Consider the following 24,198-nt stretch of genomic DNA (forward strand, 5'->3'; position numbering starts at 1 on the left):
GCTAAATTCCACTTTGCCACTGCTTGATGGCCTCGAACGGATGCAGCAGCATGATCACGTTGAGTGTCAGATTGTCCCGGATGAGATAGCCGGTACCGAGTTCGAAAAGGATGGCGAGGCTGACGATCACCCATATAGGTAGCCTTCGCGCCATCACAAATCCCAGCACCATGGCCAGTGTGTCGGACACCGAATTGATGATGCTGTCGCCGTAATAATCGAGCGAGATGGTGCCGGCGCGGTAGCGGTCGATGATGAACGGGCTGTTCTCGAGCAATTCCCAGCCGCCCTCGATGAGGACGGCGAAGGCCAGCCGCAATCCGATCGGCGAACGCGGGAAGAGGAACCTCACCAAGGCATAGAAGAGGAAGCCGTGGATGATGTGCGAGAAGGTGTACCAGTCGGCGATATGCTGGGAGTTCTCCGAACTGTTCACCACGCCATGCCAGAGTTTCACATAGCCGCAGGTGCAGATCGGCGTCCGACCCATGCCATAGAGAGCCCCGGCCTGGAAGATGAGCAGGCCAAGGACGAGCAGAAGACCCATGCGCCAGCTGTCTTCATAGGCCGAGTAGCCATCGTCCGCGGCCGGCTTGCTCATCTGATTATTCCCCCTCTTGCTCATCGTCGGCATCGATCGCCATCAGCACGACGTCGCCATAGACCGATTGCCTGCGGTCTATGGCCCGGAATCCGGCCTTTTCATAGGCGCGGATGGCCCTGAGATTGGCTGGGTCGGGGTCGATGATGACGCGGGGCACGCCTTCCCTAAACAGATCTTCGACGAACTGACGCACGATTGCCGAGCCATGGCCGATGCCTAGCAGCTCCGGCCGGCCGATCGACAAATCGATGCCGAGCGTGCCGAACGGCTGGTCGGCATAGGGATGGTCGTCTTCCAGATGCGGGTCGTAGCTCTGCAGATAGGCGATCGGCTTGCCGTCGAGTTCGACGATCAGCGGCTCGACCGAAATCGAGTCGATATGATCGCGAATCTCGGCGATCTCCGTGTCCGGATCGTTCCACCACTCGGCCACTTCAGGCTCGGCCAGCCAGCCGGCGATCATCGGCAGGTCCTTTTCGGTAACCGGCCGAAAATCGTAGAGCACCACCTTCTCAGGCGGCATCGAGCGTTTCGACGACGAAATTGTTGTTGGTGTAGACACAGATGTCGGAGGCGATCTGCATCGCCTTGCGGGCGATCTCCTCGGCATCCTTGTCGGTGTCCATCAGCGCGCGGGCAGCAGCCAGCGCGTAATTGCCGCCTGAACCGATGGCCATGACCCCGTGTTCGGGTTCGAGCACGTCGCCGGTGCCGGTCAGCGCCAGCGAAACCGACTTGTCGGCCACCAGCATCATCGCCTCCAGCCGGCGCAGATAGCGGTCGGTGCGCCAGTCCTTGGCAAGCTCGACGCAGGCGCGCGTCAGCTGGTCGGGATATTGTTCGAGCTTGGCTTCCAGCCGCTCCAGCAGCGTGAAGGCGTCCGCCGTAGCGCCGGCGAAACCGGCGATCACATTGCCGCCCTTGCCGATGCGGCGCACCTTGCGGGCATTGCCCTTCATGATGGTCTGGCCAAGGCTGACCTGGCCGTCGCCGGCGATCACCACCTTGTTGCCCTTGCGCACCGTCACGATGGTCGTGGCGTGCATGGTCAGATTATCAGACATTTATTGGCTCCGATTCGCGCGATCCCAAAAGGCGATTGGCGCGGTACGAGTGATTTTATCGGCCATATGTATGCATGGGACCAATGATTGCAAATCGCCTCTCCGGCAAGGCCGATACCTCTGTCCGAGGCAACTGGCAATCGCCGGATCATGCTGATAGAAGGCTTTCGTTTTCAAGCCGGTGAATGTTCGAAGCTCGTCCGCGGAGCTTTGAAACCCTGAGACAAGGACAAGGTCATGGCGCCCCGTTCCGCCGAAGCCAGCCGCAAGACCAAGGAAACCGATATCTCGGTGTCGGTCCATGTCGACGGCTCGGGCAAATCCGATATCGCGACGGGCGTCGGCTTCTTCGACCATATGCTCGACCAGCTGTCGCGCCATTCGCTGATCGACATGACGGTGAGGGCCAAGGGCGACCTGCACATAGACGACCACCACACGGTCGAGGACACCGGCATCGCGCTCGGCCAGGCCTTGACGAAGGCGCTGGGTGAGCGGCGCGGCATCATGCGATATGCCTCGATCGACCTTGCCATGGACGAGACGCTGACACGCGCGGCGATCGACGTGTCGGGCCGGCCGTTCCTGGTCTGGAACGTGTCTTTCTCGTCGCCCAAGATCGGCACCTTCGACACCGAGCTGGTGCGGGAATTCTTCCAGGCGCTGGCCCAAAATGCCGGCATCACGCTGCATGTCACCAACCATTATGGCGCCAACAACCACCATATCGCCGAGACCTGCTTCAAGGCGGTGGCGCGCGCGTTGCGTGCCGCGCTCGAGCCCGACCCGCGCCAGCCGGACGCGGTTCCCTCCACCAAGGGATCGTTGAAGGGATAGGCCATGGCCACCTATGTCGTGATGGAACCGCCCAGCCGCAGCGAAAAGGTCGATGCAACGGCCTTTGTCCGCGACGGCTTCACCTGGCTCGGCCTGCTGGTACCGCCGCTATGGCTCGCCTGGCATCGGCTGTGGATCGAGGCCGGACTTGCCTTCGTCGTCATGGGCCTGCTTTCGATGGCTGGGGAAAACCTTGGCCTCGGATTGGCAAGTTCACTGCTGTCGCTCCTGGTTTCGTTCTATATCGGCCTGGAAGGGCAGGGGTTGCGCATCGCGGCCCTGCGCCGGCGCGGCTGGCATGAATGGGGCGTGGTTCAGGCCGGCCGGCTCGACGATGCCGACATTCGCTATGCGCTGGAGGTCGAGGCGCATGGGGACAACACCACACCCGCGCCGCGCATCGTTCCGGATGCCGCCCTGGCGCGCCGGGCGCAGCCGGGCATAGCGCTGGGCCTGACCCACATACCGGGACGGCCCTGACATGCGGGTAGCAATCATCGACTACGGCTCGGGCAATCTGCGCTCGGCCACCAAGGCCTTCGAGCGCGCCGCGCGCGAAGGAGGCATATCGGCCGAGATCGACCTGACGGCCGATGCCGACCGGGTGCGCACGGCCGACCGCATCGTCCTGCCTGGCGTCGGCGCCTATGCCGACTGCGCGGCCGGCCTGCGTGCCGTCGACGGCATGTGGGAAGCGGTCGAGGACGTCGCCATCGCTCAGAGCCGGCCCTTCCTCGGCATCTGCGTCGGTATGCAGCTGATGTCTGAGCGCGGCCTGGAAAAGACCGTCACCCATGGCTTCGGCTGGATCTCGGGCGACGTCAAGGAGATCACGCCCACCGATCCGGCGCTGAAAATCCCGCAGATCGGCTGGAACACGATCGAGCTCAGGCGCCAACACCCGCTGTTTGCCGGCATCCCGACCGGACCAGAGGGGCTGCACGCCTATTTCGTGCATTCCTACCATCTCGACGCGAAAAAGCCGGACGAGATTCTGGCCGTCGCCGACTATGGCGGTCCGGTGACGGCGGCCGTCGCCCGCGACAATCTCGTCGGCACGCAGTTCCATCCCGAAAAGAGCCAGGCGCTGGGTCTGGCGCTGATCACCAATTTCCTGCGGTGGAGGCCCTGATGGTGAGCAAGAAAGGGTATTGGATGGTGATGCTCACGGTGACCGATGCCGAGGGTTACCAGCGCTATCGTGAAGCCATTGGCGATGCCATTTCGCACTTTGGCGGCCGCTACCTTGTGCGCGGCGGAGAGGTCACAAACCCCGAAGGATCCGATTTTGGCAGGCATGTGGTGGTCGAATTCGACTCCTATGAAACGGCCCTGAGTTGCTATCGGTCGCAGGGCTACCAGACGGCGTTGCAGCATCGAGTGGCAGCTTCAACCGGTCATTTCGCGATCGTAGAGGGTGCCTAGAATGATCCTGTTTCCTGCCATCGACCTCAAGGACGGCCAGTGCGTGCGCCTGAAGCACGGCGACATGGCGACCGCGACCATCTACAATGATGATCCCGCCGCGCAGGCAAAAGCCTTCGAGGACCAGGGCTTCGAATGGCTGCATGTCGTCGACCTCAACGGCGCCTTCAAGGGCCAGAGCGTCAACAGCGCGGCGGTCGGCGCCATCCTCAAGGCGACGAAGAACCCGGTGCAGCTCGGCGGCGGCATCCGCACGCTGGCGCAGATCGAGGACTGGCTCGACCGGGGGCTGGCCCGCGTCATCCTCGGCACGGTGGCGGTGCGCGATCCCGACCTGGTCAGGCAGGCCTGCAAGGCTTTCCCGGGCAAGGTGGCCGTCGGCATCGACGCCAAGGGCGGCAAGGTGGCCGTCGAGGGCTGGGCCGAGGCGTCGAGCCTCGGCGTCGTCGAACTGGCCAGGAAATTCGAGGGTGCCGGCGTCGCCGCCATCATCTACACCGATATTGATCGCGACGGCGTGCTGACCGGCATCAACTGGGACGCCACCATCGACCTCGCCGAGGCAGTATCGATCCCGGTCATCGCTTCCGGCGGCCTCGCCTCGATCGCCGACATCGTGCGCATGACCATGCCCGATGCACAGAAGCTCGAAGGCGCCATCTCCGGTCGCGCGCTCTATGACGGCCGCATCGATCCGGCCGAGGCGCTGGCGATCCTGCAGGGTCGGCCGGAGGCGAAATCGTGAAGATCACCATCATCCTCGCCTCCTATGACAGCGGCCACTATCATGGCGGCATGGGCCAGGGCCCGGATGCGCTGATCGCAGGCGGTCTGGTCGACGCCCTGACCATTGCCGGCCACGAGGTCGCGGTCGCGGATATCGGCAGGGTTGGTGACGACCAGGAGCGCGAGATCGCCACCGGTTTTGCCGTCTGCAACGCCGTCTCGGGCGAGGTTCGCATTGCCATCGACAGGGGACGGTTCCCCATCGTGCTCGCCGGAAACTGCCTGACATCAGCCGGCGCGGTCGCCGGCGAGGGTGCCGACGCGATCATCTGGGCCGACCAGCATGGCGACCTCAACACGCCCGAAACCTCGGTTTATGGCTTTCTCGACGGCATGGCGCTGGCGACCGTGCTTGGCCTGTGCTGGCGTCCGATGGCAGGGGCCATTCCAGGCTTCAAGCCGATCGACCCGTCACGCTGCGTGCTCGTCAATGCCCGCGATCTCGATCCGGCCGAGGAAGAACTCCTCAAGACCTTGCCGGTCATCCGCACCGAATGTCCAGGCATTGGACCGGCAACCGCAAAGCTGAAGGCCGTAGGCGCCAAAAGCGTGCACATGCATCTCGATCTCGACGTGCACGACCCCAAGGAACTGCAGGCCAATCGATACGTCACGTCAGGCGGGCCAAGCCCCGGACAATTGCGCGACGCGGCCTGCGCCATGGCGCTTGCGGTGCCAGTCGTCGGCATCACCGTTTCCGCTTACGATCCGGCCTTCGACGCGCGGGGTGACGTCCCGCCGTTGGTCGGCGAGCTGCTCAACGATCTCATCGCCACGATAGAGGGCCGCTGATGCTGAAAGCCCGTGTCATCCCGTGCCTCGACGTCAAGGACGGCCGCGTCGTCAAGGGCGTCAACTTCGTCGACCTCATCGACGCCGGCGACCCGGTCGAAGCGGCCAAGGCCTATGACGCCGCCGGCGCCGACGAACTCTGCTTTCTCGACATCACCGCCTCGTCCGACAACCGTGAAACCATCTTCGATGTCATCGCCCGCACCGCCGAACAGTGCTTCATGCCGCTGACCGTCGGCGGCGGCGTGCGCCAGGTCGCCGACATCAGGAAGCTGCTTCTGGCCGGCGCCGACAAGGTGTCGATCAACACGGCGGCGGTGAAGAATCCGGATTTCGTCGCCGAAGCCGCCGACAAGTTCGGCAATCAATGCATCGTCGTCGCCATCGACGCCAAGAAGGTCTCCGGCGCCGGCGAGGCCGACCGCTGGGAGATCTTCACCCATGGCGGACGCGAGAAGACCGGCATCGACGCCGTCGAATTCGCCCGCAAAATGGTCGATCGCGGCGCCGGCGAGATCCTGCTGACATCGATGGACCGCGACGGCACCAAGGCCGGCTACGATATCGCGCTGACGCGTGCGATCGCCGATGCGGTGCGCGCGCCGATCATCGCTTCGGGCGGCGTCGGCACGCTGGATCACCTGGTCGAAGGCATTCGCGACGGCCACGCCGGCGCGGTGCTGGCTGCCTCCATCTTCCATTTTGGCACCTACACCATCGCGCAGGCCAAGGCGCATATGGCCGCCGCGGGCCTGCCGATGCGGCTGGACTCCTCGGGCGATCGGCCCTAGAGCCTGTCCGGCTAAGAAAAGGGCCCAGGCGCCATGGCTGAATTTTCGTTCTCCGATCTGGAGGCAATCATCAGGGACCGCGCCCATTCCGGCGACCCGGATTCCTGGACGGCGAAACTGTTCGCGCGCGGCATCGACAAGGCGGCCCAGAAACTCGGCGAGGAGGCGGTCGAGACGGCGATTGCCGCCGTCAAGGGCGACAGACAGGGCCTCGTTTCCGAAAGTGCCGATCTTATATATCATTGGCTCGTCGTTCTCGGCCTCTCGGGTGTTCCGTTGAGCGACGTGCTCAAGGAGCTCGAAAGCCGCACCGGGCGTTCGGGCATCGCCGAAAAGGCGTCACGGCCCAAGGGCTGACCGCGAGGGAGGGCAGGTATCTCGATGGATCAGCTCGCGCAAACCGAGAAATATTCCCCCTTTCGTTTCTTTTCGGCCGAGCAATGGTCGCGATTCCGCGCCGACACGCCACTGACGCTGAGCGAGGACGAGTTCCGCCGCTTGCGTTCGCTTAACGACCCGGTCGACCTCGAGGAGGTCAAGCGCATCTATTTGTCGCTGTCGCGGCTTCTGTCCGCCCATGTCGAGGCGAGCCAGCTCTTGTTCCGGCAGCGCCAGGCCTTCTTCAACGCCGTCGATATCGTCAAGACGCCGTTCATCATCGGCATCGCCGGCTCCGTCGCCGTCGGCAAATCGACCACCGCGCGCGTGCTGAAGGAGCTTCTGGCGCGCTGGCCGTCGAGCCCCAAGGTCGATCTCATCACCACCGACGGCTTCCTGCTGCCCAACGAGGTGCTGCGCCGTGAGAACCTGATGGAACGCAAGGGTTTTCCCGACAGTTACGATGTCGGCGCGCTGCTGCGCTTCCTCTCGGGCATCAAGTCGGCGCTGCCCGATGTCCGCGCGCCGGTCTATTCGCACCTCACCTATGACGTCATTCCGGGCGAGTTCGTCACCATCGACCGGCCCGACATATTGATCTTCGAAGGCATCAATGTCCTGCAGCCGGGCAAGCTGCCGCAGGACGGCAAGATCGTGCCCTTCCTGTCCGACTTTTTCGACTTTGCCATCTATATCGATGCCGACGAGAAGCTGATCCATGAGTGGTATATCTCGCGCTTCATGCGGCTGCGCGAGACCGCCTTCCGCAATCCGGACTCCTTCTTCCACCGCTACTCGCAGCTTTCGGAGGAAGCGGCGCGCGCCATCGCCGAAGGCCTGTGGTCCAACATCAATCTGAAGAATTTGCGCGAGAACATCTTGCCGACGCGCGCCCGCGCCGACCTCATCCTGCGCAAGGGCGCCGACCATCTGGTCGAGGAAGTGGCGCTGCGCAAACTTTAGGGCAATTCCAGGAAATGTGGCGGCCCTGCCACCGGCAGGCCCGCCACCTCGACGTTCATGTCATCGGCGTCGCGGCTCAGCCATTGGCGAACGGCACGGCGACATAGAGCTGGCCGCCGTCGCGTTCGACCAAAAGCAGCACCGACTTGCGGCCCGATTTGCTGGCCTGCGCAATCGCCTGCGTGACCTGCCTGGCGCTCTTCACCGGGGCCTGGTTGACGGCGACGATGATGTCGCCCGGCTGAATGCCGGCAGCGGCGGCCGCCTTGTCGGGATTGACGCGCGCAACCACCGCGCCATGCTCATTGCCGGCGAGGTTCATTTCCTGGCGAATGTCAGGCGTGATGTCCATCAGGCCAAGGCCAATCGCCGGCGCACGCGAGCCCTGCTCGGCGCTCGGTGCGCCGGATTCGCCGGCCGACGCCGTCTTCACATCGTCGCTGTTTTGCCCGACTTCGACGGAAATCTGCATCGCCTTGCCCTTGCGCCAGACATCCAGCGTTTCCTTGGCGCCGGGTGCGACATCGGCGACGGCGCGCGACAGATCCTTGGGGTCTTTCACGTCCTGACCGGCGAAGCCGGTGATGACGTCGCCGGCCTCGACGCCGGCGCTGGCGGCGGGCGAGCTGTCATTGACCTTGGAAACCAGCGCGCCGCCGGCATGATCGAGCCCGATGGCGCTTGCCACGTCCGGCGTCACCTCTTGGATCTCGACGCCGAGATAGCCGTACTGGATGGAACCGTCCTTCATCAGCTTGGCGACGACCTTTTGGGCCTGGTCCGACGGGATGGCGAAGCCGACGCCGACACTGCCGCCATTGGGCGAATAGATCGCCGTGTTGATGCCGACGACATTGCCGTTCACATCCACAAGCGGGCCGCCGGAATTGCCGTGGTTGATCGGCGCGTCGATCTGGATGAAGTCGTCGAACGGCCCGCTATGCAGGTCGCGGCCGCGTGCCGAAACGATGCCGGCGGTGACCGTGGTGCCGATGCCGAACGGATTGCCGATCGCCAGCACCTGATCGCCGGTCATCAGCCTGTCGGAATCGCCCCATTTGACCGTCGGCAAGGGCTTGTCGGATTTGATCTTGAGCACGGCGAGGTCGTTCTTGGCGTCGCGGCCGACAAGCTTGGCGGGAAGTTCGGTGCCGTCATCGAGCGTCACCTTGATCGAAGAGGCGCCGTCGACGACGTGATTGTTGGTGACGACGGTGCCGTCGGCTGTGACAATGAAGCCGGAACCGAGCGCTTCGGCCCGTTGCGCCTGTTGCGGCGGCGTCTGCGGAGCGGGCATGCCCTGGTCGCCGAAGAACTGGCGGAAATACTGGTCGAACGGCGAGTTGCCGAGAGGCATGCCGTCGTCGTCACTTGCCGGCTGCCCCTTCATGATGCTGGTGACCGTGACCACCGCCGGCTTGTCGGCCGCCACGATCGGCGCGAACGAGCCGTTGGGGGCGGTGATGCCGGCAACCGGGGTCTGGGTCGTCGCGACAATTTTGCTGACGCCGGTGCTGTTCGCGCTCTGGGCGAACGAGACGACGACGGGGGAGATGATCAGCGCAGCGCCCAGCAGGGCCGCGACGCGATGCCTACGAAGAATACCAAGAGGTGACATGGTCGTTCTGTCCGGGCGAGGGTTGATCCGGCGCCGCGGGCACCTTGGGAGGAGCGCCCGCCGGCGTGTCGACGACCGGATTGCCTGTCTCGCCGTACATGGCGGCCGGCCGGATCGACACCAGGCTATCTAGGGTGCCGATCGGCCCGAATTAGGGTTTTTGGCCGACCTTACGAAGATTTAATTCAGGAGAGCGCTTACGGATCGTCATGCCGGCGCAGATAGTCGGTCGCAATCTCACGCATACGCTTGCCGTCGAAACTCGGCCCGTGGCCGCCATGGCCGATGCGGATCAGCAGGTCGAGCAGGCGTCGCATGGTGCTGACATAGGCGGCCCGGTCGGAATCCTGCAGCGAGTCGATCAGCGTGTCGTCGTAGATGGCGTCGCCGCTGAAAAACAGCCCGTCGGCCTCGTCGAACAGAGCGATCGAATCCGGCGAATGCCCAGGCAGATGCAGCACGCGGAATTGCCGGTCGCCGAGATCGATCACGTCGCCCTCGTCAAGCGTTCGCGTCAGCGGCGCCGAGGGGATTTTGTAATCCGCCGACCGCCAACCCGGCGCCGGCAATTTCGACACGGCGCCTTCGAGATCGTGGAACATCCAGGCATAGGTCGCCGCCTCATCCATGCTCTCGAATTGCGCGGCACTCATCCTCGGCCCGGCCCGCCACGAAAATTCATGCAGCGAGCCGACATGGTCGAGATGGATATGTGTGGCGACCACCAACAGCGGCTTGCCCCGAGGCGTTTCGATCTGCGGCGCCAGCGGACAGATGCCCATGCCGGTATCGACCAGGAGGTCGGCGTCGCGGCCGCGCAGATGCCAGATGTTGGCGCGCACATAGTCATGCACGAACGGCTCGGTCAGCATCGTCGTCCTGTCGTCGACGATGCTCTTGCTGAACCACTCCATTAAACGAAAGGCTTCCCGACCTTGTACTTTTCCGGCACCAGCCGCTTGAGATAGGCCATGCCGGCTTCGGACAGCTGGTTGACGTCGGGCTTCATGAAATCGTCAGGCATGTGGCGGGTCTTGCCGGCGACATTCTTCAGCGGCACCTTTTTCAGCACCGTCTTTGTCCCGTCATACTGCAGCGCCACCGAGCCGCCGCCCTGTTCGGCGACGGAGACGGCGAAGGCGCCGGCATCGAACGCCTCCTGCGCGTCGACGGCGCTGATGGCGCCGACATAGCCGCGCGGCATGTAGCCGAGCGCGTCGACGCGGGCCCGCTTGCCGGGCAGGCCTTCGGCCAGCGCGCGCTCAAGCGCGGCTGGCAGGTCGCTGCCCGACAGCTTGACGTTACCATGGGCGTCACGCTCGAGCTTCTCCGGCGGCACCAGGCTTTCGACCAGCGCCTTGCCGTCGGCGGTGCTTACCCCTTCCGACACGGCGACGATGCAGCGCTTGTGCCGGTCAAGCGTGGCGCGCACATCATCGATGAAGCCGGCGGCCGAGAACGGCCGCTCCGGCACATAGACCAGATGCGGGCCGCTGTCGGGATCGAGCTGCCAGGCGGCCGCCGCCGCGGTGAGAAAACCGGCATGCCGGCCCATGACGATGCCGACATAGATGCCAGGCAAAGCGCGGAAATCGAGATCGACGGAGAGGAAGGCGCCGGCGACGAACTCGGCCGCCGAGATGAAGCCCGGCGTGTGGTCGTTCTCCTCCAGATCATTGTCGATGGTCTTGGGTGCATGGACGAAAGCAATCGAGCCGCCGGCGGCATCGGTCAGGATCTGCTGCGTGCCCGACGTGTCGTTGCCGCCGATATAGATGAAGGCGTCGGCGCCGGCCTTCTTCAGGCCTTTGAGGATGACGTCGCAATAGGCGGCATCCGGCTTGTCGCGCGTCGAGCCAAGGGCGGCGCTTGGCGTTCCCGCTATCAGCCGCAGCCGATCCTCGGGGATGGCCGAGAGGTCGACATAATTGCCGTCGCGGATGCCGCGCACGCCATGGATGGAGCCCAGGACCTTGGCGCCCGGATGCCGCTTGCGGATCTCCAGCGTGGCGCCGACCACCGTCTGGTTGATGACGGCGGTCGGGCCGCCGCCCTGCGCGATGATAAAAGTTCCGGCCATTCCTGACGTCTCCCGAGCGATGGTTTTCAAGGCACCTTGGCCTGTCTTGCCGCATCACGCAACGGGAGAAACAGAGGGATAAAGGATCACATGACGACGACCGGGTTTTTCTTCGAAACGCGGCTGTAGAGGTCGATAATGTCCTGGTTGATCAGCCGCACGCAGCCCGACGACATCGCCTGGCCGATGCTCCACCATTCGGGCGAGCCGTGGATGCGATAGCCGGTGTCCTTGCCGTCCTGATAGATGTAGAGCGCGCGCGCGCCGAGCGGATTGGTGAGGCCGCCGGGCTGGCCGCCCTGCCACTTCACCAGTTCGGGCTTGCGCTGGATCATCTCCGGTGGCGGCGTCCAGGTCGGCCATTCCCTGCCGTACTGGATGTTGGCGCGGCCGGACCAGCGGAAGCCGTCCTTGCCGATGCCGACGCCGTAGCGGATGGCGTCGCCGCCCGGCTGGACGAGATAGAGCATGCGCTCCTTGAGATGGACGACGATGGTGCCGGGCGCTTCGCCGGTCGTGTCGACGACGATCTGGCGGCGGAATTCCGGCTTGACCTTGAGATACGGCACTTCAGGCACGTTGAAACCGTTGTCCGTCAAAGCGGCGTACATCAGGTCGGGGCTGGTGATGTTCTTGTCGACGCTGATCGCCGGCCGCATCGGCGGCACGGAACCGGTGACAGTATTGTCGAGTTCCAGCACCGGCATTCCACCGCCGGACGTCGAGCAGCCGGCGGCGCTGAGCAGCGCCAGCGCGCCTGCCCCTGAGAGGACGGCGCGGCGGGAAAGAGGATGATCGGTTTCGATTGCGTCGCCGTTTCGTGGCGGCGTCAGACCTTGCGGCAACTCACGCATATACCCAAACCCTACGCTGTCGGCGGGAAGCACGGTCCGGCCGGATAGCGGGCATTTTCATCATTCATGGTTGATAAAGCGTGAATGCCTTGCGCTGCCTGCATTTGCGCCAGGCCTGGCGGCATCGAGTCGTGCCGAATGAGGCTGCAACCGGGCGTTCCTGCACAAAAACACCCAGGTCGGGTCATAATCCCGGCACCGGCCTTTCCTACGCATCAGGCGATCAGCGAGGGGCCTCCATGTGCAAGACGTTAAAAACCGACATCACGCTTTTTGCCGCTGCCATTGTCGCGGCCGCACTGGTTCTCGGTGCCGATGTCAGCCTGGCCGATATCGTGAGCACGCTGGGCGGCGCGAACTGACGCCAACCTGCCTTTGGCGCAATTGATTCCGTGGCAATTCCGGCGCGGCGGTTGCTGTTCGTAACCGCGCAAAAACAGAGATCAGACCTCTTTACATTCCCCCTGGGCTGAGGATTTATCCTTTTCCTTAACCCAAGGGAGACAGACATGTCCTTCGAGAACTGGGCCGCTTTCGCCGCCGCGTCGACCATCCTGCTCGTCATTCCGGATCCAACCATCCTGCTGGTCGTGTCCTATGCGCTGGGCCAGGGCTGGCGCACAGCTTTGCCGATGGCGGTTGGCGTGGCGCTCGGCGACTTCACCGCCATGACCTTGTCGATGCTCGGCATCGGCGCGCTGCTTGCCGCTTCGGCGACCGTCTTCACCGTCCTGAAGCTGATCGGCGCCGGCTATCTGATCTATCTCGGCGTAAAACTGTTCCGCGCCGGCGGCGCGCTGAAGGCCGAGCCGCGAACCGATGTGGTCTCTTCGGCCAAGATGATGGCGCACGCCTGGCTGGTCACCGCGCTCAACCCGAAAAGCATCACTTTCTTTGTCGCCTTCCTGCCGCAGTTCCTCGACCGGCATGCCGATTTCTGGACGCAGATGCTGATCTTCGAGACGACGTTCCTGGCGCTCGCCTTTGCCAATGCCTTCGGCTACGCGCTGATCGCGGCACGCGCCCGCAATGTCGTGCGCAATCCCAAGGCGATCCGCATCTTCAACCGCACCGGCGGCACGCTGCTGGTCGGCGCCGGCATCGCCACCGTGGCGATGCGTTCGGGGAATTAGGCCTTTTATTCGACCATTCGAAACCGGTTCCGGTTTCGAATGGTCTGGTTCACCACTTCATGCTGATACCGACATTGCCCTCGAGGATGCGGCGCTTGTCGCCGCCGAGATTGGTGGTGTAGTCGCCGGTGGCAAAGAGGCTGACCTTGTCGGTCACTTTGGCGACCACGCCGCCGCCGAACTCGAAGGAGGTCGACCGGCCCTCGGTGGTGATGTCGGTGGTATCGAAGCTGACACGGTCGGTGCCGCCGAAATCGTGCCAGATGTTGGCTTTGAGGTAGGGCTGCAGCGCGATACCGTTGATCGTGGTCTCGCCCTGCAGCCGCGCACCCCGCCGGCCGCTGACGCTCTCATCGGTGACGAAGGAAACCGACGAGAAACGGTCGTTGGTGTCGTCGAGCGACAGGCTCCATGGTTGATGAACTGCAAAGGCTGCTGGGATAGACCTTATGCAGTGCGTGATTGGCACGTCCGTGGCCCATGATTTAAGATCGCCTTGGCCTGAAGGGCCGCGAGCTTGTCCAAGGTCGATCAGAGGATGTTGCATGGCAATCAGGGACGCATTCGGCCTGACATTTTCGGGCGCCACCGAAACCGGGTTCACGCCCTACAGCCAGGCCGTGCGTGAACTGTTGTGCTTCATCGGCGATCCCGTCGCCTCCGTCGACCGTGCCATATTGGCGGATCCCGGTTTCGTCATGGCGCATGTCTTCAAGGGCTATCTCTTCGGCCTCGCCACCGAGCGCGATGCAACGGCGGTGGCCAGGGCTTGCCACGAGGCGGCGCTGCCGCTTGCCGCGACGACGCGCGAAGAGGCGCATGTTCTGGCCCTCGGCCACCTCGCCAATGGGCGCTGGCATGACGCCGCCAGGATCCTCGAGGATGTCGCCATCGAGACCCCGCTCGACGCGCTGGCGCTGCAGGTCGGGCACCAGATCGACTTCTTCACAGGCAATGCGCGAATGCTGCGTGACCGCATCGCCCGCGCCTTGCCGTCATGGCAGAGCGGCATGCCGGGCTACCACGCCATCCTCGGCATGCAGGCCTTCGGGCTGGAGGAAATGGGCGACTATACCAGGGCCGAAAAGCTTGGTCGCACGGCGGTCGAGATCGAGCCGCGCGATGGCTGGGCGCAGCATGCGGTCGCGCATGTCATGGAAATGCAAAGCCGGCAAAGGGACGGTATCGTCTGGATGCGCGCCAATCCCGAAGCCTGGACAAAGGAAAGCTTCCTGCAGGTGCACAATTGGTGGCACTTGGCGCTGTTCCACTACGATCTCGGTGAGATCGACCAGGTGCTGGCGCTCTATGACGGACCGATCTATGGCGCGCCATCGGCGATGGCGCTGAACATGGTCGATGCGTCGGCGCTCCTGTGGCGGCTGCATCTCGGCGGCATCGATGTCGGCGACCGCTGGGCGGCGCTCGCCGCCAATTGGCCCAAGGCCGGCGCCGGCGATTATGCCTTCAACGATGCGCATGCGATGATGGCCTTCGTCGGCGCCGGCCTCGACGGACCCGCCCTTGCCTTGCTCGAGGCGCAGCGCGAGGCGATGCACGGCAGCGGCGACAACGCCGCTTTCACGCGGGATGTCGGCCATCCGCTGACGCTGGCAATCAAGGCATTCGGCGAGGCCAACTACACCGAGGCCGTGCAGCTGATCCGGCCGATCCGGGCGATCGCCAATCGCTTCGGCGGCAGCCACGCGCAGCGCGACGTCATCGACCTGACGCTGATCGAAGCGGCCTTGCGGGCCGGTGACCGCGCGCTCGCCGGGGCGCTCACGGCCGAGCGTTCGATGGCGCGGCCGGATAGCCCGCTCTCTGTGCTGCTTGCGCGACGCGCGGCCGATTTGTCAGAGAATTGACCGCAAGCCGATCTTGCCTTAAAAACTGGCTCGGCCAGATTTTTTCGAGACCCGAAAAAAATAAATGGCATGGGAGGATGACATGTATCTCGGCCTCGACCTAGGCACGTCGGGCGTCAAGGCGCTGCTGATCGATGCCGGACAGACCGTCGTCGGTTCCGGCCACGGCTCGCTTGACGTTTCGCGGCCGCATCCCGGCTGGTCCGAACAGGACCCGTCCCACTGGATACGCGCCTGCGAAGACGCGATCGCAGAACTGAAGGCCTCTCATCCCAGGCAGTTCGCGGCGGTGAAGGGCATCGGCCTGTCCGGCCAGATGCACGGCGCCACCTTGCTCGATGCGGCTGATCATGTGCTGCGCCCCTGCATCCTGTGGAACGACACGCGCAGCCATGTCGAGGCAGCAGTGCTCGACGCCGATCCACGCTTCCGCAAGTTGACCGGCAACATCGTCTTCCCCGGCTTCACCGCGCCCAAGCTCGCCTGGGTGAAGAACAACGAACCCGCCGTCTTCGCCAAAGTGGCGAAGGTGCTGCTGCCGAAGGATTTCCTGCGGCTATGGCTCACCGGCGAGCACATTTCCGAAATGTCCGACTCCGCGGGCACGTCCTGGCTCGACGTCGGCAAGCGCCGCTGGTCGGCCGAATTGCTGGCGGCTACGTCGCTCGACGAGAAGCAGATGCCGTCCCTGGTCGAGGGCACTGAGAAGGCTGGCGGTTTGCGCGCCGAACTGGCGTCGAAATGGGGCGTCGAGGCCGGCATCCCGGTTGCCGGCGGCGCCGGCGACAATGCTGCCTCGGCCTGCGGCATGGGCACGGTCGGCGCCGGCCATGCGTTTGTCTCTCTCGGCACCTCTGGCGTGCTGTTTGCCGCCAACGCGTCCTATCTGCCCAACCCGGCGAGTGCTGTCCACACCTTCTGTCATGCGCTGCCCGACACCTGGCACCAGATGGGTGTCATCCTGTCGGCAACCGATTCGCTCAACTGGCTGTCGGAGATCACTGGAAAGGGCGCGGGTGAACTGACCGCTGAACTCGGCGATACGCTGAAGGCGCCGACCGGCGTGTCTTTCCTGCCCTACCTCTCGGGCGAGCGCACGCCGCACAATGATTCGGCCATTCGCGGCTCCTTCACCGGCCTGGCGCATGAATCGAGCCGCGCAGTGCTGACGCAGGCTGTGCTCGAGGGCGTCGCCTTCGCCTTCCGCGATAGTCTCGAAGCCCTGAAGACCGCCGGCACCACATTGACACGGGTGACGGCGATCGGCGGCGGCTCACGCTCGCGCTACTGGCTGAAATCGATCGCCACCGCGCTGCAAGTGCCGGTGGACATTCCCGCCGACGGTGATTTCGGCGCCGCCTTCGGCGCTGCCAGGCTCGGTCTGATCGCGGCGACGGGTGCCGATCCGCTGGCCGTCTGCTCCGCGCCAAGGACGGATGCCACGATCGAACCGGATGCCAAGCTCGGCGGCGCCTATGCGGACGCCTATCATCGCTACCGGGCGCTCTATCCGGCAATCAGGGGTGCCACGGCGTGAACGATTTCTCGCCCACGCCGCGACTTCCGGCCTCACTGCGCCGGAACCTTGTCGAGGAAGCCGGTGATGCTCTTCAGGCGGCCGTTTTCGATGATACCGATGTCGGTGCCTTCTATGACCGAAGCAACGCCCTCAGGCCCGAGGTTCCAGGAGAAGCGGATCTTGTCGGCGAACCCGTCCGGCGTGCCCTTCAGCGAGAAGCGGAAGCCGGCAAAGCGCTGCTGCACGCCGTCGATCAGTGCCGCGACGCCGTCATGGCCGTCGCCCTGCATCAGCGGATCGCGATAGCTGACGTCTTCGGTGAAAGTGGCCTTCAGCAATTCGGCGCGGCGGCCGGCATCGCTTTCGTTCCAGGCGGTGATGTAGCCCTCGGCGATTTTGTTGAGGTCGGTCATGGTCTGTCTCCTTTGCTTGATGGCTTTGACACGACCCTTTTCACCCCACGGCAGACCGAAACCAATTACGCCTGAGGTAATCAAGGCGAACTATTCGAGAGAGGACAGAAATCATGAGCAGCGGATTTTTCGGCGACATCCAGAAGATCAAATATGAGGGGCCGGATTCGACCAATCCGCTGGCCTACCGCTTCTACAATCCGGACGAGGTGGTGGCCGGCAAGCGGCTGGAAGACCATCTGCGCTTCGCTGTCGCCTACTGGCATTCCTTCGCCTGGCCGGGTGGCGACCCCTTCGGCGGCCAGACCTTCGACCGCCCCTGGTTCCCCAAGGCTGGCGGCATCGACACGATGGAACTGGCGAAGCTCAAGGCCGATGTTGCCTTCGAGATGTTCTCGCTGCTCGGCGCGCCCTATTTCTGCTTCCACGACGCCGACGTCCGCCCCGAGGGCAAGGACTTTTCCGAAAGTGCCGCCCGCCTCGACGAGATCGCGGACTACTTTGCCGGCAAGATGAAGCAGACCGGGGTCAAGCTGCTCTGGGGTACCGCGAACCTCTTCTCGCACCGCCGCTTCATGTCAGGCGCCGCCACCAATCCCGATCCGGATGTCTTTGCCTATGCGGCGGCGACGGTGAAAAGCTGCATCGACGTCACCAAGCGGCTGAAAGGCGAGAACTATGTGCTGTGGGGCGGGCGCGAAGGCTATGAGACGCTGCTCAACACCGACCTTGCCCGCGAGCAGGAACAGGCGGGCCGCTTCCTCAGCCTCGTCGTCGACTACAAGCACAAGATCGGTTTCAAGGGCACCATCCTGATCGAGCCGAAGCCGCAGGAGCCGACAAAGCATCAGTACGACTATGACGTCGCAACCGTCTATGGCTTCCTCAAGCGCTTCGGCCTGGAGAAGGAGGTCAAGCTCAACATCGAGCAGGGCCACGCCATCCTTGCCGGCCACTCCTTCGAGCACGAGCTGGCGCTCGCCAATGCCCTCGGCGTCTTCGGTTCGATCGATATGAACCGCAACGACTACCAGTCGGGCTGGGACACCGACCAGTTCCCCAACAACGTGCCGGAAATGGCGCTGGCCTACTACCAGATCCTGCAGGCCGGTGGCTTCAAGACCGGCGGCACCAATTTCGACGCCAAGCTGCGCCGCCAGTCGCTCGACCCGCAGGACCTGCTGATCGGCCATATCGGCGGCATGGATGCCTGCGCACGCGGTCTCAAGGCCGCGGCCCGCATGGTCGAGGACAAGGCGCTGTCGGCGCCGCTGGCCGAGCGCTATGCCGGTTGGAACTCGGCAGAGGGCAAGGCGATGCTGTCAGGCAAGCGCACGCTGGAGGACATCGCCGAGCGCGTGGTCAAGAAGAAGATCGAACCGCAGCCGCGCTCCGGCCGCCAGGAATTGCTGGAAAACATCGTCAACCGCTACGTCTGAGGTGTCTTGCAGTGCCCGATTCGGGCGCCACAGAGCTGAAAATTGCATTCCGCACGGGGTGGAACCACACGAGCATGATGGGGCTCGGCGAGGCGTTGGACCGCCTCGCCGGCGGTCGGTGCTGGGCGTGGACGCGTCGGGACGAGCCTGTCGCCGGAACACCGCGCTGAGGGTTGCGCCGGCCTTATAGCACTGCGCCGCGTCAGGGAATTCCGCCAGTGCCGGAATGCGTCTCGTTGCGTCTTCTCGAAGGATTGTCAGCCCGCCGGCCCACGCCGGAATGTCCGAAGTTAATGTAGCGCAATGCCAAAAGGTTTTGCCCGCGCCGCCCCTCAATGACCTCGCTCTTGCCTTCAAACTGCCGTCACGTATCTCGTATAAAAGGGACCTGTGGCGGGTGAAAAGGAAGGAGGCGAACCGATATGCAGCACGAACGCGAAATCGACGCCCTACTCTCATCCGGTGAGACCGGATCGATCATCGACCGGCTGATGGCGCTGCCGCGGCCGACCGACGACGTGAAAAACCAATGGGATCGCGCCGTCAGCAACCGCTTTGAAATCCGGCTGGTGAGACAGATGCGCTCGCAGATCGATGCCGGCAGCGATAGGCAAAACGCCGCCTAATCCCAGACCTAACCCCGGCGAAGCCTCACCGGGGCTTCGCCAAACGCTCTTGAAAACGCTCTGGAAAATGCCGCGGCGGACGAGAATCCCGTCCGCCCGGCAATATCCGCCATGGCCACGCGCGTGTCGACCACCAGCCGGCGCGCCGCCCCCAGCCGCAGCCTCAGATAATAGGCGCCCGGCGTCTCGCCGATCGACTTGCGAAAGATGCTCTCCAATGTCCGCGCCGTTACCCCGGCACGCTTGCCTATGGCCTCGATGGTCAGCGGCTGGTCGACATGCGCTTCCATCAGCCGGATGGCCTGCGCCAGGCGTGGATCGTAGCCATCGAGCCGGCCAAGCGAGACCAGCGGCTGCGCATCGGTCGCCACGCGCGCCTGATCGTAGATGAACGCGCTTGCCACATCGAGCGCCACGGCCATGCCGAGCCGGGTGCGAATCAGGTGCAGCATCAGGTCCAGGGTCGGCGACGCACCACCCGTGGTGAACACCGGCCCATCGATGATGTATCGATCGGGGCGCACGTCGACGCCCGGAAAGGCCGACGAAAAATCCTCCATGTCCTCCCAATGGGTGGTGGCGCTGCGTCCTTCCAGCAAGCCTGCGCGCGCCACCAGCCATGTGCCCGCCTCGACGCCGCCGCAGGCGCGGGCCGCCCGCGCCGCGCGGCGCAGCCCGGCGAGCAGGGCCGACGTCGCATAATTCTGTGTGCCGAAGCCCGCGACCACGACCAGGACATCGGTCGGTTCCGTCGCATCGAACCGGCCGCTGACCGCCACGGGCAGGCCGCATGTCGTGACCGGCGCCTCCCCGGTCACCGAAACCAGTTTGAAGTCGAACAGCGTTTCGCCGGCGATGCGGTTGGCGGCCCGCAGCGGATCGACGGCGCACGCCACGCACATGATGGATGCACCGGAAAACACCAGCAACGTCACCTTGAGCGGCGACTGCTCGGCGCGAAAGATTGTCGCCTTTTCGTTTTTTGTCATGCAGCCTTCGTAAAGCGCAAAACAGTTGCCTGCAAGTCGCGCAATGTTATGGGGGTCCCTGTGCATGTCGTTGTCCCAAAACCGGTTCCCACTTTTGGGCGATATGCATGGCTGTTCGAATTGGGAGGAGAATTCCATGCCGCTTGCGATGAACCGTGAGGTTTTCATTACCTGTGCCGTGACCGGGTCCGGCGGTTCGCAGGATCGCTCTCCGCATGTGCCGCGTTCGCCCAAGCAGATCGCCGATTCGGCCATCGACGCGGCCAAGGCCGGCGCGGCCATCGTCCACTGCCATGTCCGCGACCCCGAGACCGGCAAGCCCAGGCGCGATGTGCATCTCTATCGCGAAGTGACCGAGCGCATCCGTGATGCGAACGTCGATGTCGTGCTGAACCTCACCGCCGGCATGGGCGGCGACATGGTGTTTGGCTCGCCGGAAGCACCGCTGCCGCTCAACGAAAAGGGCACCGACATGGGCGGCGCCACCAACCGCATGGAACATGTGCGCCAATGCCTGCCGGAAATCTGCACGCTCGACTGCGGCACTATGAACTTCGCCGAAGCCGACTATGTCATGACCAATACGCCCGGCATGCTGCGCGCCATGGGCGGCATGATGACGGCGCTCGGCGTCAAGCCGGAGATCGAGGCTTTCGATACCGGCCATCTCTGGTTCGCCAAGCAGCTGGTCGAGGAAAAGGTGCTCAATCCCGACGCGCTGGTGCAGCTCTGCATGGGCGTGCCGTGGGGCGCGCCCGACGATCTCAACACCTTCATGGCCATGGTCAACAACGTGCCGTCGACGTGGAACTGGTCGGCGTTCGCCATCGGCCGTAATCAGATGGCCTATGCCGCTGCGGCCGTGCTCGCCGGCGGCAATGTCCGCGTCGGTCTCGAAGACAATCTCTGGCTCGACAAGGGCGTGCTGGCCACCAACGCGCAACTCGTCGAGCGCGCTGCCAGCATCGTCACCAATCTCGGCGCCAGGATCCTCGGCCCGGAGGAAGTGCGCAAGAAACTCAACCTGACCAAGCGGGCGCCGATCGCAGCTGCGGCGTAAAAACGGGGTCTGATATGGCTACCGTCAAATTCACCGCGATGAAGGATGGCGACAGGCAAGACTACGAGTTCCTGACCGCCCATGAAATCGACTACGCAGCCAAGACCGGCGAGCGGCTGCTCGAAGCGCTGGTCCAGCTCGACGAGGGCCTGTCCGGCTACAAGATCACCCGGCTTGGCCATTCGTTGCAGGCGGCGACGCGCGCCTGGCGCGACGGGGCCGACACCGACTGGATCGCCTGCGCGCTGCTGCACGACATTGGCGACATCTACGCACCCTACAATCACGATGAGTACGCCGCTTCGATCCTGAAGCCTTTCGTGCGCGAGCAGTGCACCTGGGTGGTGGAAAAGCATGGCGACTTCCAGCGCCTCTATTACGCCCACCATCTCGGCGGCAACCGCCATGCCCGCGACCGCTTCGCCGGCCACGCCTATTTCGACGATTGCGACCAGTTTTGCGAGCGCTGGGACCAGTCGAGCTTCGATCCCGATTACGAGACGCTGCCGATCGATTTCTTCCGGCCCTTCGTGCTCGAGGTCTTCGCCCGCAAGGCCTACGACGCATCCGTGATCCGCGCCGGCGAGCGCGTGCCTCTCATCGATCCCGAAACAGCCAGGACAAGAACCGGAGCTTCCGCATGAGCATCATCAACAAGGCGGCCGCCATTGGCGGCGGTGTCATCGGCGCCGGCTGGGTGGCGCGGCTGCTGCTCAACGGCATCGACGTGTCGATCTTCGATCCCGATCCGGAAGCCTCGCGCAAGGTCTCGGAAGTGATGAAAGGCGCGCGCCGCGCCTACAAGCAGATGGTCCCCGGCGGCCTGCCGAAAGAGGGCAAGCTGACCTTCGCCAAGACCATCGCCGAGGCGGTCGCGGACGCCGACTTCATCCAGGAAAGCGTGCCGGAACGCCTCGATCTCAAGCACAGGGTGCTGGCCGAGATCGATGCCCACGCGCCGGCCAACGCCATTGTCGGCTCCTCGACCTCCGGCATCAAGCCGACCGACATGCAGGTGGCGATGAAGAAGCATCCGGAGCGGCTGGTCGTCGGCCATCCATTCAACCCGGTCTACCTCCTGCCGCTGGTAGAGATCGTCGGCGGCGACCAGACCTTTCCCGAGGCGATCGAAGTCGCCAAGGAGATCTATGCCTCGATCGGCATGAAGCCTGTCGTCATCCGCAAGGAGATCGAGGCCTTCGTCGGCGACCGCCTGCTCGAAGCGGCATGGCGCGAGGCGCTGTGGCTGATCAAGGACGGCATCTGCACGGTCGAGGAACTCGACGACATCATGCGCTACGGCTTCGGCCTGCGCTGGGCGCAGATGGGCATGTTCCAGGTCTATCGCGTCGCTGGCGGCGAGGCCGGCATGCGCCACTTCATGGCGCAGTTCGGGCCGTGCCTGAAATGGCCGTGGACCAAGCTGATGGACGTGCCGGAATTCAACGACGAGCTGGTCGACCTGATCGCCACCCAGTCGGACGACCAGGCGCATGGCCTGTCGATCCGCGAGCTGGAAAAGATCCGCGACGACAATCTGGTCGCGATCATGGATGCGCTGTCGAAGCAGAACAAGGGCAAGGGTTGGGGCGCCGGCGCCTTGCACAAGGATTATACGAAGCAATTGGCCAAGCTGGCGGCGAAGAAGCCGGCGGCTTCCACTGCGGCCGAGAAGGCCAAGGCCTCCAAGCCGGTGAAGAAGGCGGAAAAACCGAAGAAAAAGAAGAAGGGCTGAGGCCATGGATTTTGGTCTTTCGGAGGAACAAAAACTCATCGTCGAGACGACGCGCGCTTTCGTGGAGAACGAGCTTTACCCGCATGAGCGCGAGGTCGAGCGCACCGGCGTGCTGCGCCGCGAGCTGATCGAAGAGCTCAAGGCCAAGGCGATCGAGGCAGGGCTCTACGCAGCCAATATGCCGGCGGATGTCGGCGGCGCGGGCCTCGATACGGTGACCTGGCTGCTCTACGAAAAGGAACTCGGCCGCGCCAATTACGCGCTGCACTGGACCTGCGTCGCACGCCCCTCCAACATCCTCTTGGCTGGCACGCCGGAGCAGCGCGAAAAATATCTCTTCCCGTGCATCCGTGGCGAGAAATGGGACTGCCTGGCGATGACCGAGCCGGGCGCCGGCTCCGACCTGCGCGGCATGAAGGCTTCAGCCGTGCAGGACGGCGACGACTGGGTGCTGAACGGCACCAAACATTTCATCAGCCACGCCGATCTCGCCGATTTCGCCATCGTCTTCATGGCTTCGGGCGAAGAGGATTCGCCGCGCGGCAAGCGCAAGAAGATCACCGCCTTCTTCGTCGACAAAGGCACCAAGGGTTTCACGGTTCGCGATGGCTATCGCAACGTCTCGCATCGCGGCTACACCAACGCCATCCTCGAATTCGACGATTGCCGGCTGCCGGCGAGCCAGGTGCTCGGCGAAGTGCACAAGGGCTTCGACGTCGCCAATTCCTGGCTCGGCGCCACCCGTCTGCAGGTCGGCGCCACCTGTCTCGGCCGCGCCGAGCGGGCGCTTGGCCACGCGGTCGAGTACGCCGCGCAGCGCCAGCAATTCGGCCAGCAGATCGGCAAGTTCCAGGGCGTGTCGTTCAAGCTCGCAGACATGGCGACCGAATTGAAGGCCGCCGACCTGATGGTGTTCGAAGCCGGCTGGAAGTACGATCAGGGCACCGTCACCGACCAGGACATGGCCATGGCCAAGCTGAAAGCCACCGAAATGCTGGCTTTCGTTGCCGACGAAGCCATCCAGATCCATGGCGGCATGGGGCTGATGGACGACCTGCCGCTGGAGCGCATCTGGCGCGACGCCCGCGTCGAGCGCATCTGGGAGGGCACGTCGGAGATTCAGCGACATATTATTTCGCGGGCGCTGCTGCGTCCGTTCGGTGCTTAGAGCATGATCGCCCAAAGCCGAGATTCGGTTTTGTCGGGCAAACGAGATCGTTTGTC

At 64.0% G+C, this 24,198-nt stretch carries 29 protein-coding genes; 19 read left to right on the forward strand and 10 right to left on the reverse strand.

What is annotated here, in order from left to right; translation table 11 throughout:
* Position 1: 1 nt before the first annotated feature.
* From MAFF_RS20530 to hslV, 3 genes are read right to left on the reverse strand one after another with little or no spacing between them, the layout of a single operon-like run.
* Complete coding sequence (locus MAFF_RS20530; protein WP_044548699.1) at positions 2–601, reverse strand: DUF2585 domain-containing protein; 600 nt, start codon at positions 599–601, stop codon at positions 2–4.
* A 4-nt stretch (positions 602–605) separates the two neighbouring features.
* On the reverse strand, positions 606–1,127 hold the full coding sequence (locus tag MAFF_RS20535) for a GNAT family N-acetyltransferase (protein ID WP_010912873.1): 522 nt from the start codon (positions 1,125–1,127) through the stop codon (positions 606–608).
* Entirely contained in the window at positions 1,117–1,668 is a 552-nt protein-coding gene (gene hslV / locus MAFF_RS20540; RefSeq protein WP_019862614.1) for an ATP-dependent protease subunit HslV, read from the reverse strand. The genes MAFF_RS20535 and hslV overlap by 11 nt, the downstream gene beginning before the upstream one ends.
* Before the next feature lie 237 nt (positions 1,669–1,905).
* On the opposite strand from hslV, the gene hisB reads away from it, so the two are divergent.
* From hisB to coaA, 9 genes are read left to right on the forward strand one after another with little or no spacing between them, the layout of a single operon-like run.
* Positions 1,906–2,505, forward strand: coding sequence for an imidazoleglycerol-phosphate dehydratase HisB (gene hisB / locus MAFF_RS20545; RefSeq protein ID WP_010912875.1), 600 nt, complete (start codon positions 1,906–1,908; stop codon positions 2,503–2,505).
* A 3-nt stretch (positions 2,506–2,508) separates the two neighbouring features.
* A complete protein-coding gene (locus MAFF_RS20550) occupies positions 2,509–2,985 on the forward strand; it encodes a DUF2628 domain-containing protein (protein WP_010912876.1) in 477 nt (158 codons plus the stop codon).
* 1 nt (position 2,986) lies between these two features.
* A complete protein-coding gene (hisH, locus tag MAFF_RS20555) occupies positions 2,987–3,637 on the forward strand; it encodes an imidazole glycerol phosphate synthase subunit HisH (protein ID WP_010912877.1) in 651 nt (216 codons plus the stop codon).
* Between the two features lie 2 nt (positions 3,638–3,639).
* The gene (locus MAFF_RS20560) at positions 3,640–3,930 is read left to right on the forward strand and encodes a DUF1330 domain-containing protein (RefSeq protein WP_032933946.1); all 291 of its coding nucleotides are present in this window, start codon (positions 3,640–3,642) and stop codon (positions 3,928–3,930) included.
* Position 3,931: 1 nt separating this feature from the next.
* Positions 3,932–4,675: a 1-(5-phosphoribosyl)-5-[(5-phosphoribosylamino)methylideneamino]imidazole-4-carboxamide isomerase gene (gene hisA / locus MAFF_RS20565; protein WP_010912879.1), complete on the forward strand. Its 744-nt coding sequence runs from the start codon at positions 3,932–3,934 to the stop codon at positions 4,673–4,675.
* Positions 4,672–5,508: an arginase family protein gene (locus MAFF_RS20570; RefSeq protein ID WP_010912880.1), complete on the forward strand. Its 837-nt coding sequence runs from the start codon at positions 4,672–4,674 to the stop codon at positions 5,506–5,508. Before hisA ends, MAFF_RS20570 begins: the two co-directional genes overlap by 4 nt.
* The gene (hisF, locus tag MAFF_RS20575) at positions 5,505–6,299 is read left to right on the forward strand and encodes an imidazole glycerol phosphate synthase subunit HisF (protein ID WP_044548702.1); all 795 of its coding nucleotides are present in this window, start codon (positions 5,505–5,507) and stop codon (positions 6,297–6,299) included. Before MAFF_RS20570 ends, hisF begins: the two co-directional genes overlap by 4 nt.
* Before the next feature lie 33 nt (positions 6,300–6,332).
* Positions 6,333–6,656: a phosphoribosyl-ATP diphosphatase gene (locus MAFF_RS20580; RefSeq protein WP_010912882.1), complete on the forward strand. Its 324-nt coding sequence runs from the start codon at positions 6,333–6,335 to the stop codon at positions 6,654–6,656.
* Between the two features lie 24 nt (positions 6,657–6,680).
* Positions 6,681–7,640 (forward strand): type I pantothenate kinase, encoded by a 960-nt coding sequence (gene coaA, locus MAFF_RS20585; RefSeq protein WP_010912883.1) that lies wholly within the window; start codon positions 6,681–6,683, stop codon positions 7,638–7,640.
* A gap of 76 nt (positions 7,641–7,716) precedes the next feature.
* Here coaA and MAFF_RS20590 read toward each other — a convergent pair whose 3' ends face one another.
* The 4 genes from MAFF_RS20590 to MAFF_RS20605 form a co-directional block, all read right to left on the reverse strand.
* Positions 7,717–9,258, reverse strand: a complete 1,542-nt coding sequence (locus MAFF_RS20590; RefSeq protein ID WP_010912884.1) for a DegQ family serine endoprotease — start codon at positions 9,256–9,258, stop codon at positions 7,717–7,719.
* Positions 9,259–9,455: 197 nt separating this feature from the next.
* Positions 9,456–10,172: an MBL fold metallo-hydrolase gene (locus MAFF_RS20595; protein ID WP_010912885.1), complete on the reverse strand. Its 717-nt coding sequence runs from the start codon at positions 10,170–10,172 to the stop codon at positions 9,456–9,458.
* Entirely contained in the window at positions 10,172–11,338 is a 1,167-nt protein-coding gene (locus MAFF_RS20600) for a diphosphate--fructose-6-phosphate 1-phosphotransferase (RefSeq protein WP_010912886.1), read from the reverse strand. The genes MAFF_RS20595 and MAFF_RS20600 overlap by 1 nt, the downstream gene beginning before the upstream one ends.
* 86 nt (positions 11,339–11,424) lie before the next feature.
* Positions 11,425–12,192, reverse strand: a complete 768-nt coding sequence (locus tag MAFF_RS20605; protein WP_010912887.1) for a L,D-transpeptidase — start codon at positions 12,190–12,192, stop codon at positions 11,425–11,427.
* 80 nt (positions 12,193–12,272) lie between these two features.
* On the opposite strand from MAFF_RS20605, the gene MAFF_RS39780 reads away from it, so the two are divergent.
* The gene (locus MAFF_RS39780; protein ID WP_010912888.1) at positions 12,273–12,554 is read left to right on the forward strand and encodes a hypothetical protein; all 282 of its coding nucleotides are present in this window, start codon (positions 12,273–12,275) and stop codon (positions 12,552–12,554) included.
* Positions 12,555–12,701: 147 nt separating this feature from the next.
* Positions 12,702–13,325 carry a LysE family translocator gene (locus MAFF_RS20610; RefSeq protein ID WP_010912889.1) on the forward strand — a complete coding sequence of 208 codons (624 nt, stop codon included), beginning with the start codon at positions 12,702–12,704 and terminating at the stop codon, positions 13,323–13,325.
* Between the two features lie 49 nt (positions 13,326–13,374).
* On the opposite strand, the gene MAFF_RS20615 is transcribed toward MAFF_RS20610, so the two are convergent.
* Positions 13,375–13,794, reverse strand: coding sequence for an autotransporter outer membrane beta-barrel domain-containing protein (locus MAFF_RS20615; protein ID WP_244420584.1), 420 nt, complete (start codon positions 13,792–13,794; stop codon positions 13,375–13,377).
* A gap of 76 nt (positions 13,795–13,870) precedes the next feature.
* On the opposite strand from MAFF_RS20615, the gene MAFF_RS20620 reads away from it, so the two are divergent.
* Both MAFF_RS20620 and xylB read left to right on the forward strand, forming a co-directional pair.
* On the forward strand, positions 13,871–15,193 hold the full coding sequence (locus MAFF_RS20620; protein WP_010912891.1) for a tetratricopeptide repeat protein: 1,323 nt from the start codon (positions 13,871–13,873) through the stop codon (positions 15,191–15,193).
* 82 nt (positions 15,194–15,275) lie between these two features.
* Positions 15,276–16,730, forward strand: a complete 1,455-nt coding sequence (gene xylB / locus MAFF_RS20625) for a xylulokinase (RefSeq protein WP_010912892.1) — start codon at positions 15,276–15,278, stop codon at positions 16,728–16,730.
* Positions 16,731–16,762: 32 nt separating this feature from the next.
* Here the strand turns inward: xylB and MAFF_RS20630 are convergent, their stop codons facing one another.
* On the reverse strand, positions 16,763–17,125 hold the full coding sequence (locus tag MAFF_RS20630; protein WP_010912893.1) for a nuclear transport factor 2 family protein: 363 nt from the start codon (positions 17,123–17,125) through the stop codon (positions 16,763–16,765).
* Positions 17,126–17,238: 113 nt separating this feature from the next.
* Here MAFF_RS20630 and xylA point away from each other — a divergent pair, with 113 nt between their 5' ends.
* Positions 17,239–18,564: a xylose isomerase gene (gene xylA, locus MAFF_RS20635; RefSeq protein ID WP_010912894.1), complete on the forward strand. Its 1,326-nt coding sequence runs from the start codon at positions 17,239–17,241 to the stop codon at positions 18,562–18,564.
* 422 nt (positions 18,565–18,986) lie between these two features.
* Positions 18,987–19,190, forward strand: a complete 204-nt coding sequence (locus MAFF_RS20640) for a hypothetical protein (protein ID WP_010912895.1) — start codon at positions 18,987–18,989, stop codon at positions 19,188–19,190.
* A gap of 8 nt (positions 19,191–19,198) precedes the next feature.
* On the opposite strand, the gene MAFF_RS20645 is transcribed toward MAFF_RS20640, so the two are convergent.
* Complete coding sequence (locus MAFF_RS20645; protein ID WP_010912896.1) at positions 19,199–20,179, reverse strand: GlxA family transcriptional regulator; 981 nt, start codon at positions 20,177–20,179, stop codon at positions 19,199–19,201.
* A 136-nt stretch (positions 20,180–20,315) separates the two neighbouring features.
* On the opposite strand from MAFF_RS20645, the gene MAFF_RS20650 reads away from it, so the two are divergent.
* From MAFF_RS20650 to MAFF_RS20665, 4 genes are read left to right on the forward strand one after another with little or no spacing between them, the layout of a single operon-like run.
* On the forward strand, positions 20,316–21,239 hold the full coding sequence (locus MAFF_RS20650; RefSeq protein WP_032933947.1) for a 3-keto-5-aminohexanoate cleavage protein: 924 nt from the start codon (positions 20,316–20,318) through the stop codon (positions 21,237–21,239).
* 14 nt (positions 21,240–21,253) lie between these two features.
* Positions 21,254–21,883 carry an HD domain-containing protein gene (locus tag MAFF_RS20655; protein WP_010912898.1) on the forward strand — a complete coding sequence of 210 codons (630 nt, stop codon included), beginning with the start codon at positions 21,254–21,256 and terminating at the stop codon, positions 21,881–21,883.
* Complete coding sequence (locus MAFF_RS20660; protein ID WP_010912899.1) at positions 21,880–22,974, forward strand: carnitine 3-dehydrogenase; 1,095 nt, start codon at positions 21,880–21,882, stop codon at positions 22,972–22,974. The genes MAFF_RS20655 and MAFF_RS20660 overlap by 4 nt, the downstream gene beginning before the upstream one ends.
* 4 nt (positions 22,975–22,978) lie before the next feature.
* Positions 22,979–24,142: an acyl-CoA dehydrogenase family protein gene (locus tag MAFF_RS20665; RefSeq protein WP_010912900.1), complete on the forward strand. Its 1,164-nt coding sequence runs from the start codon at positions 22,979–22,981 to the stop codon at positions 24,140–24,142.
* The last annotated feature ends 56 nt before the right edge of the window (positions 24,143–24,198 follow it).

The organism is Mesorhizobium japonicum MAFF 303099 (assembly GCF_000009625.1).
GTDB classification, from domain to species: domain Bacteria; phylum Pseudomonadota; class Alphaproteobacteria; order Rhizobiales; family Rhizobiaceae; genus Mesorhizobium; species Mesorhizobium japonicum.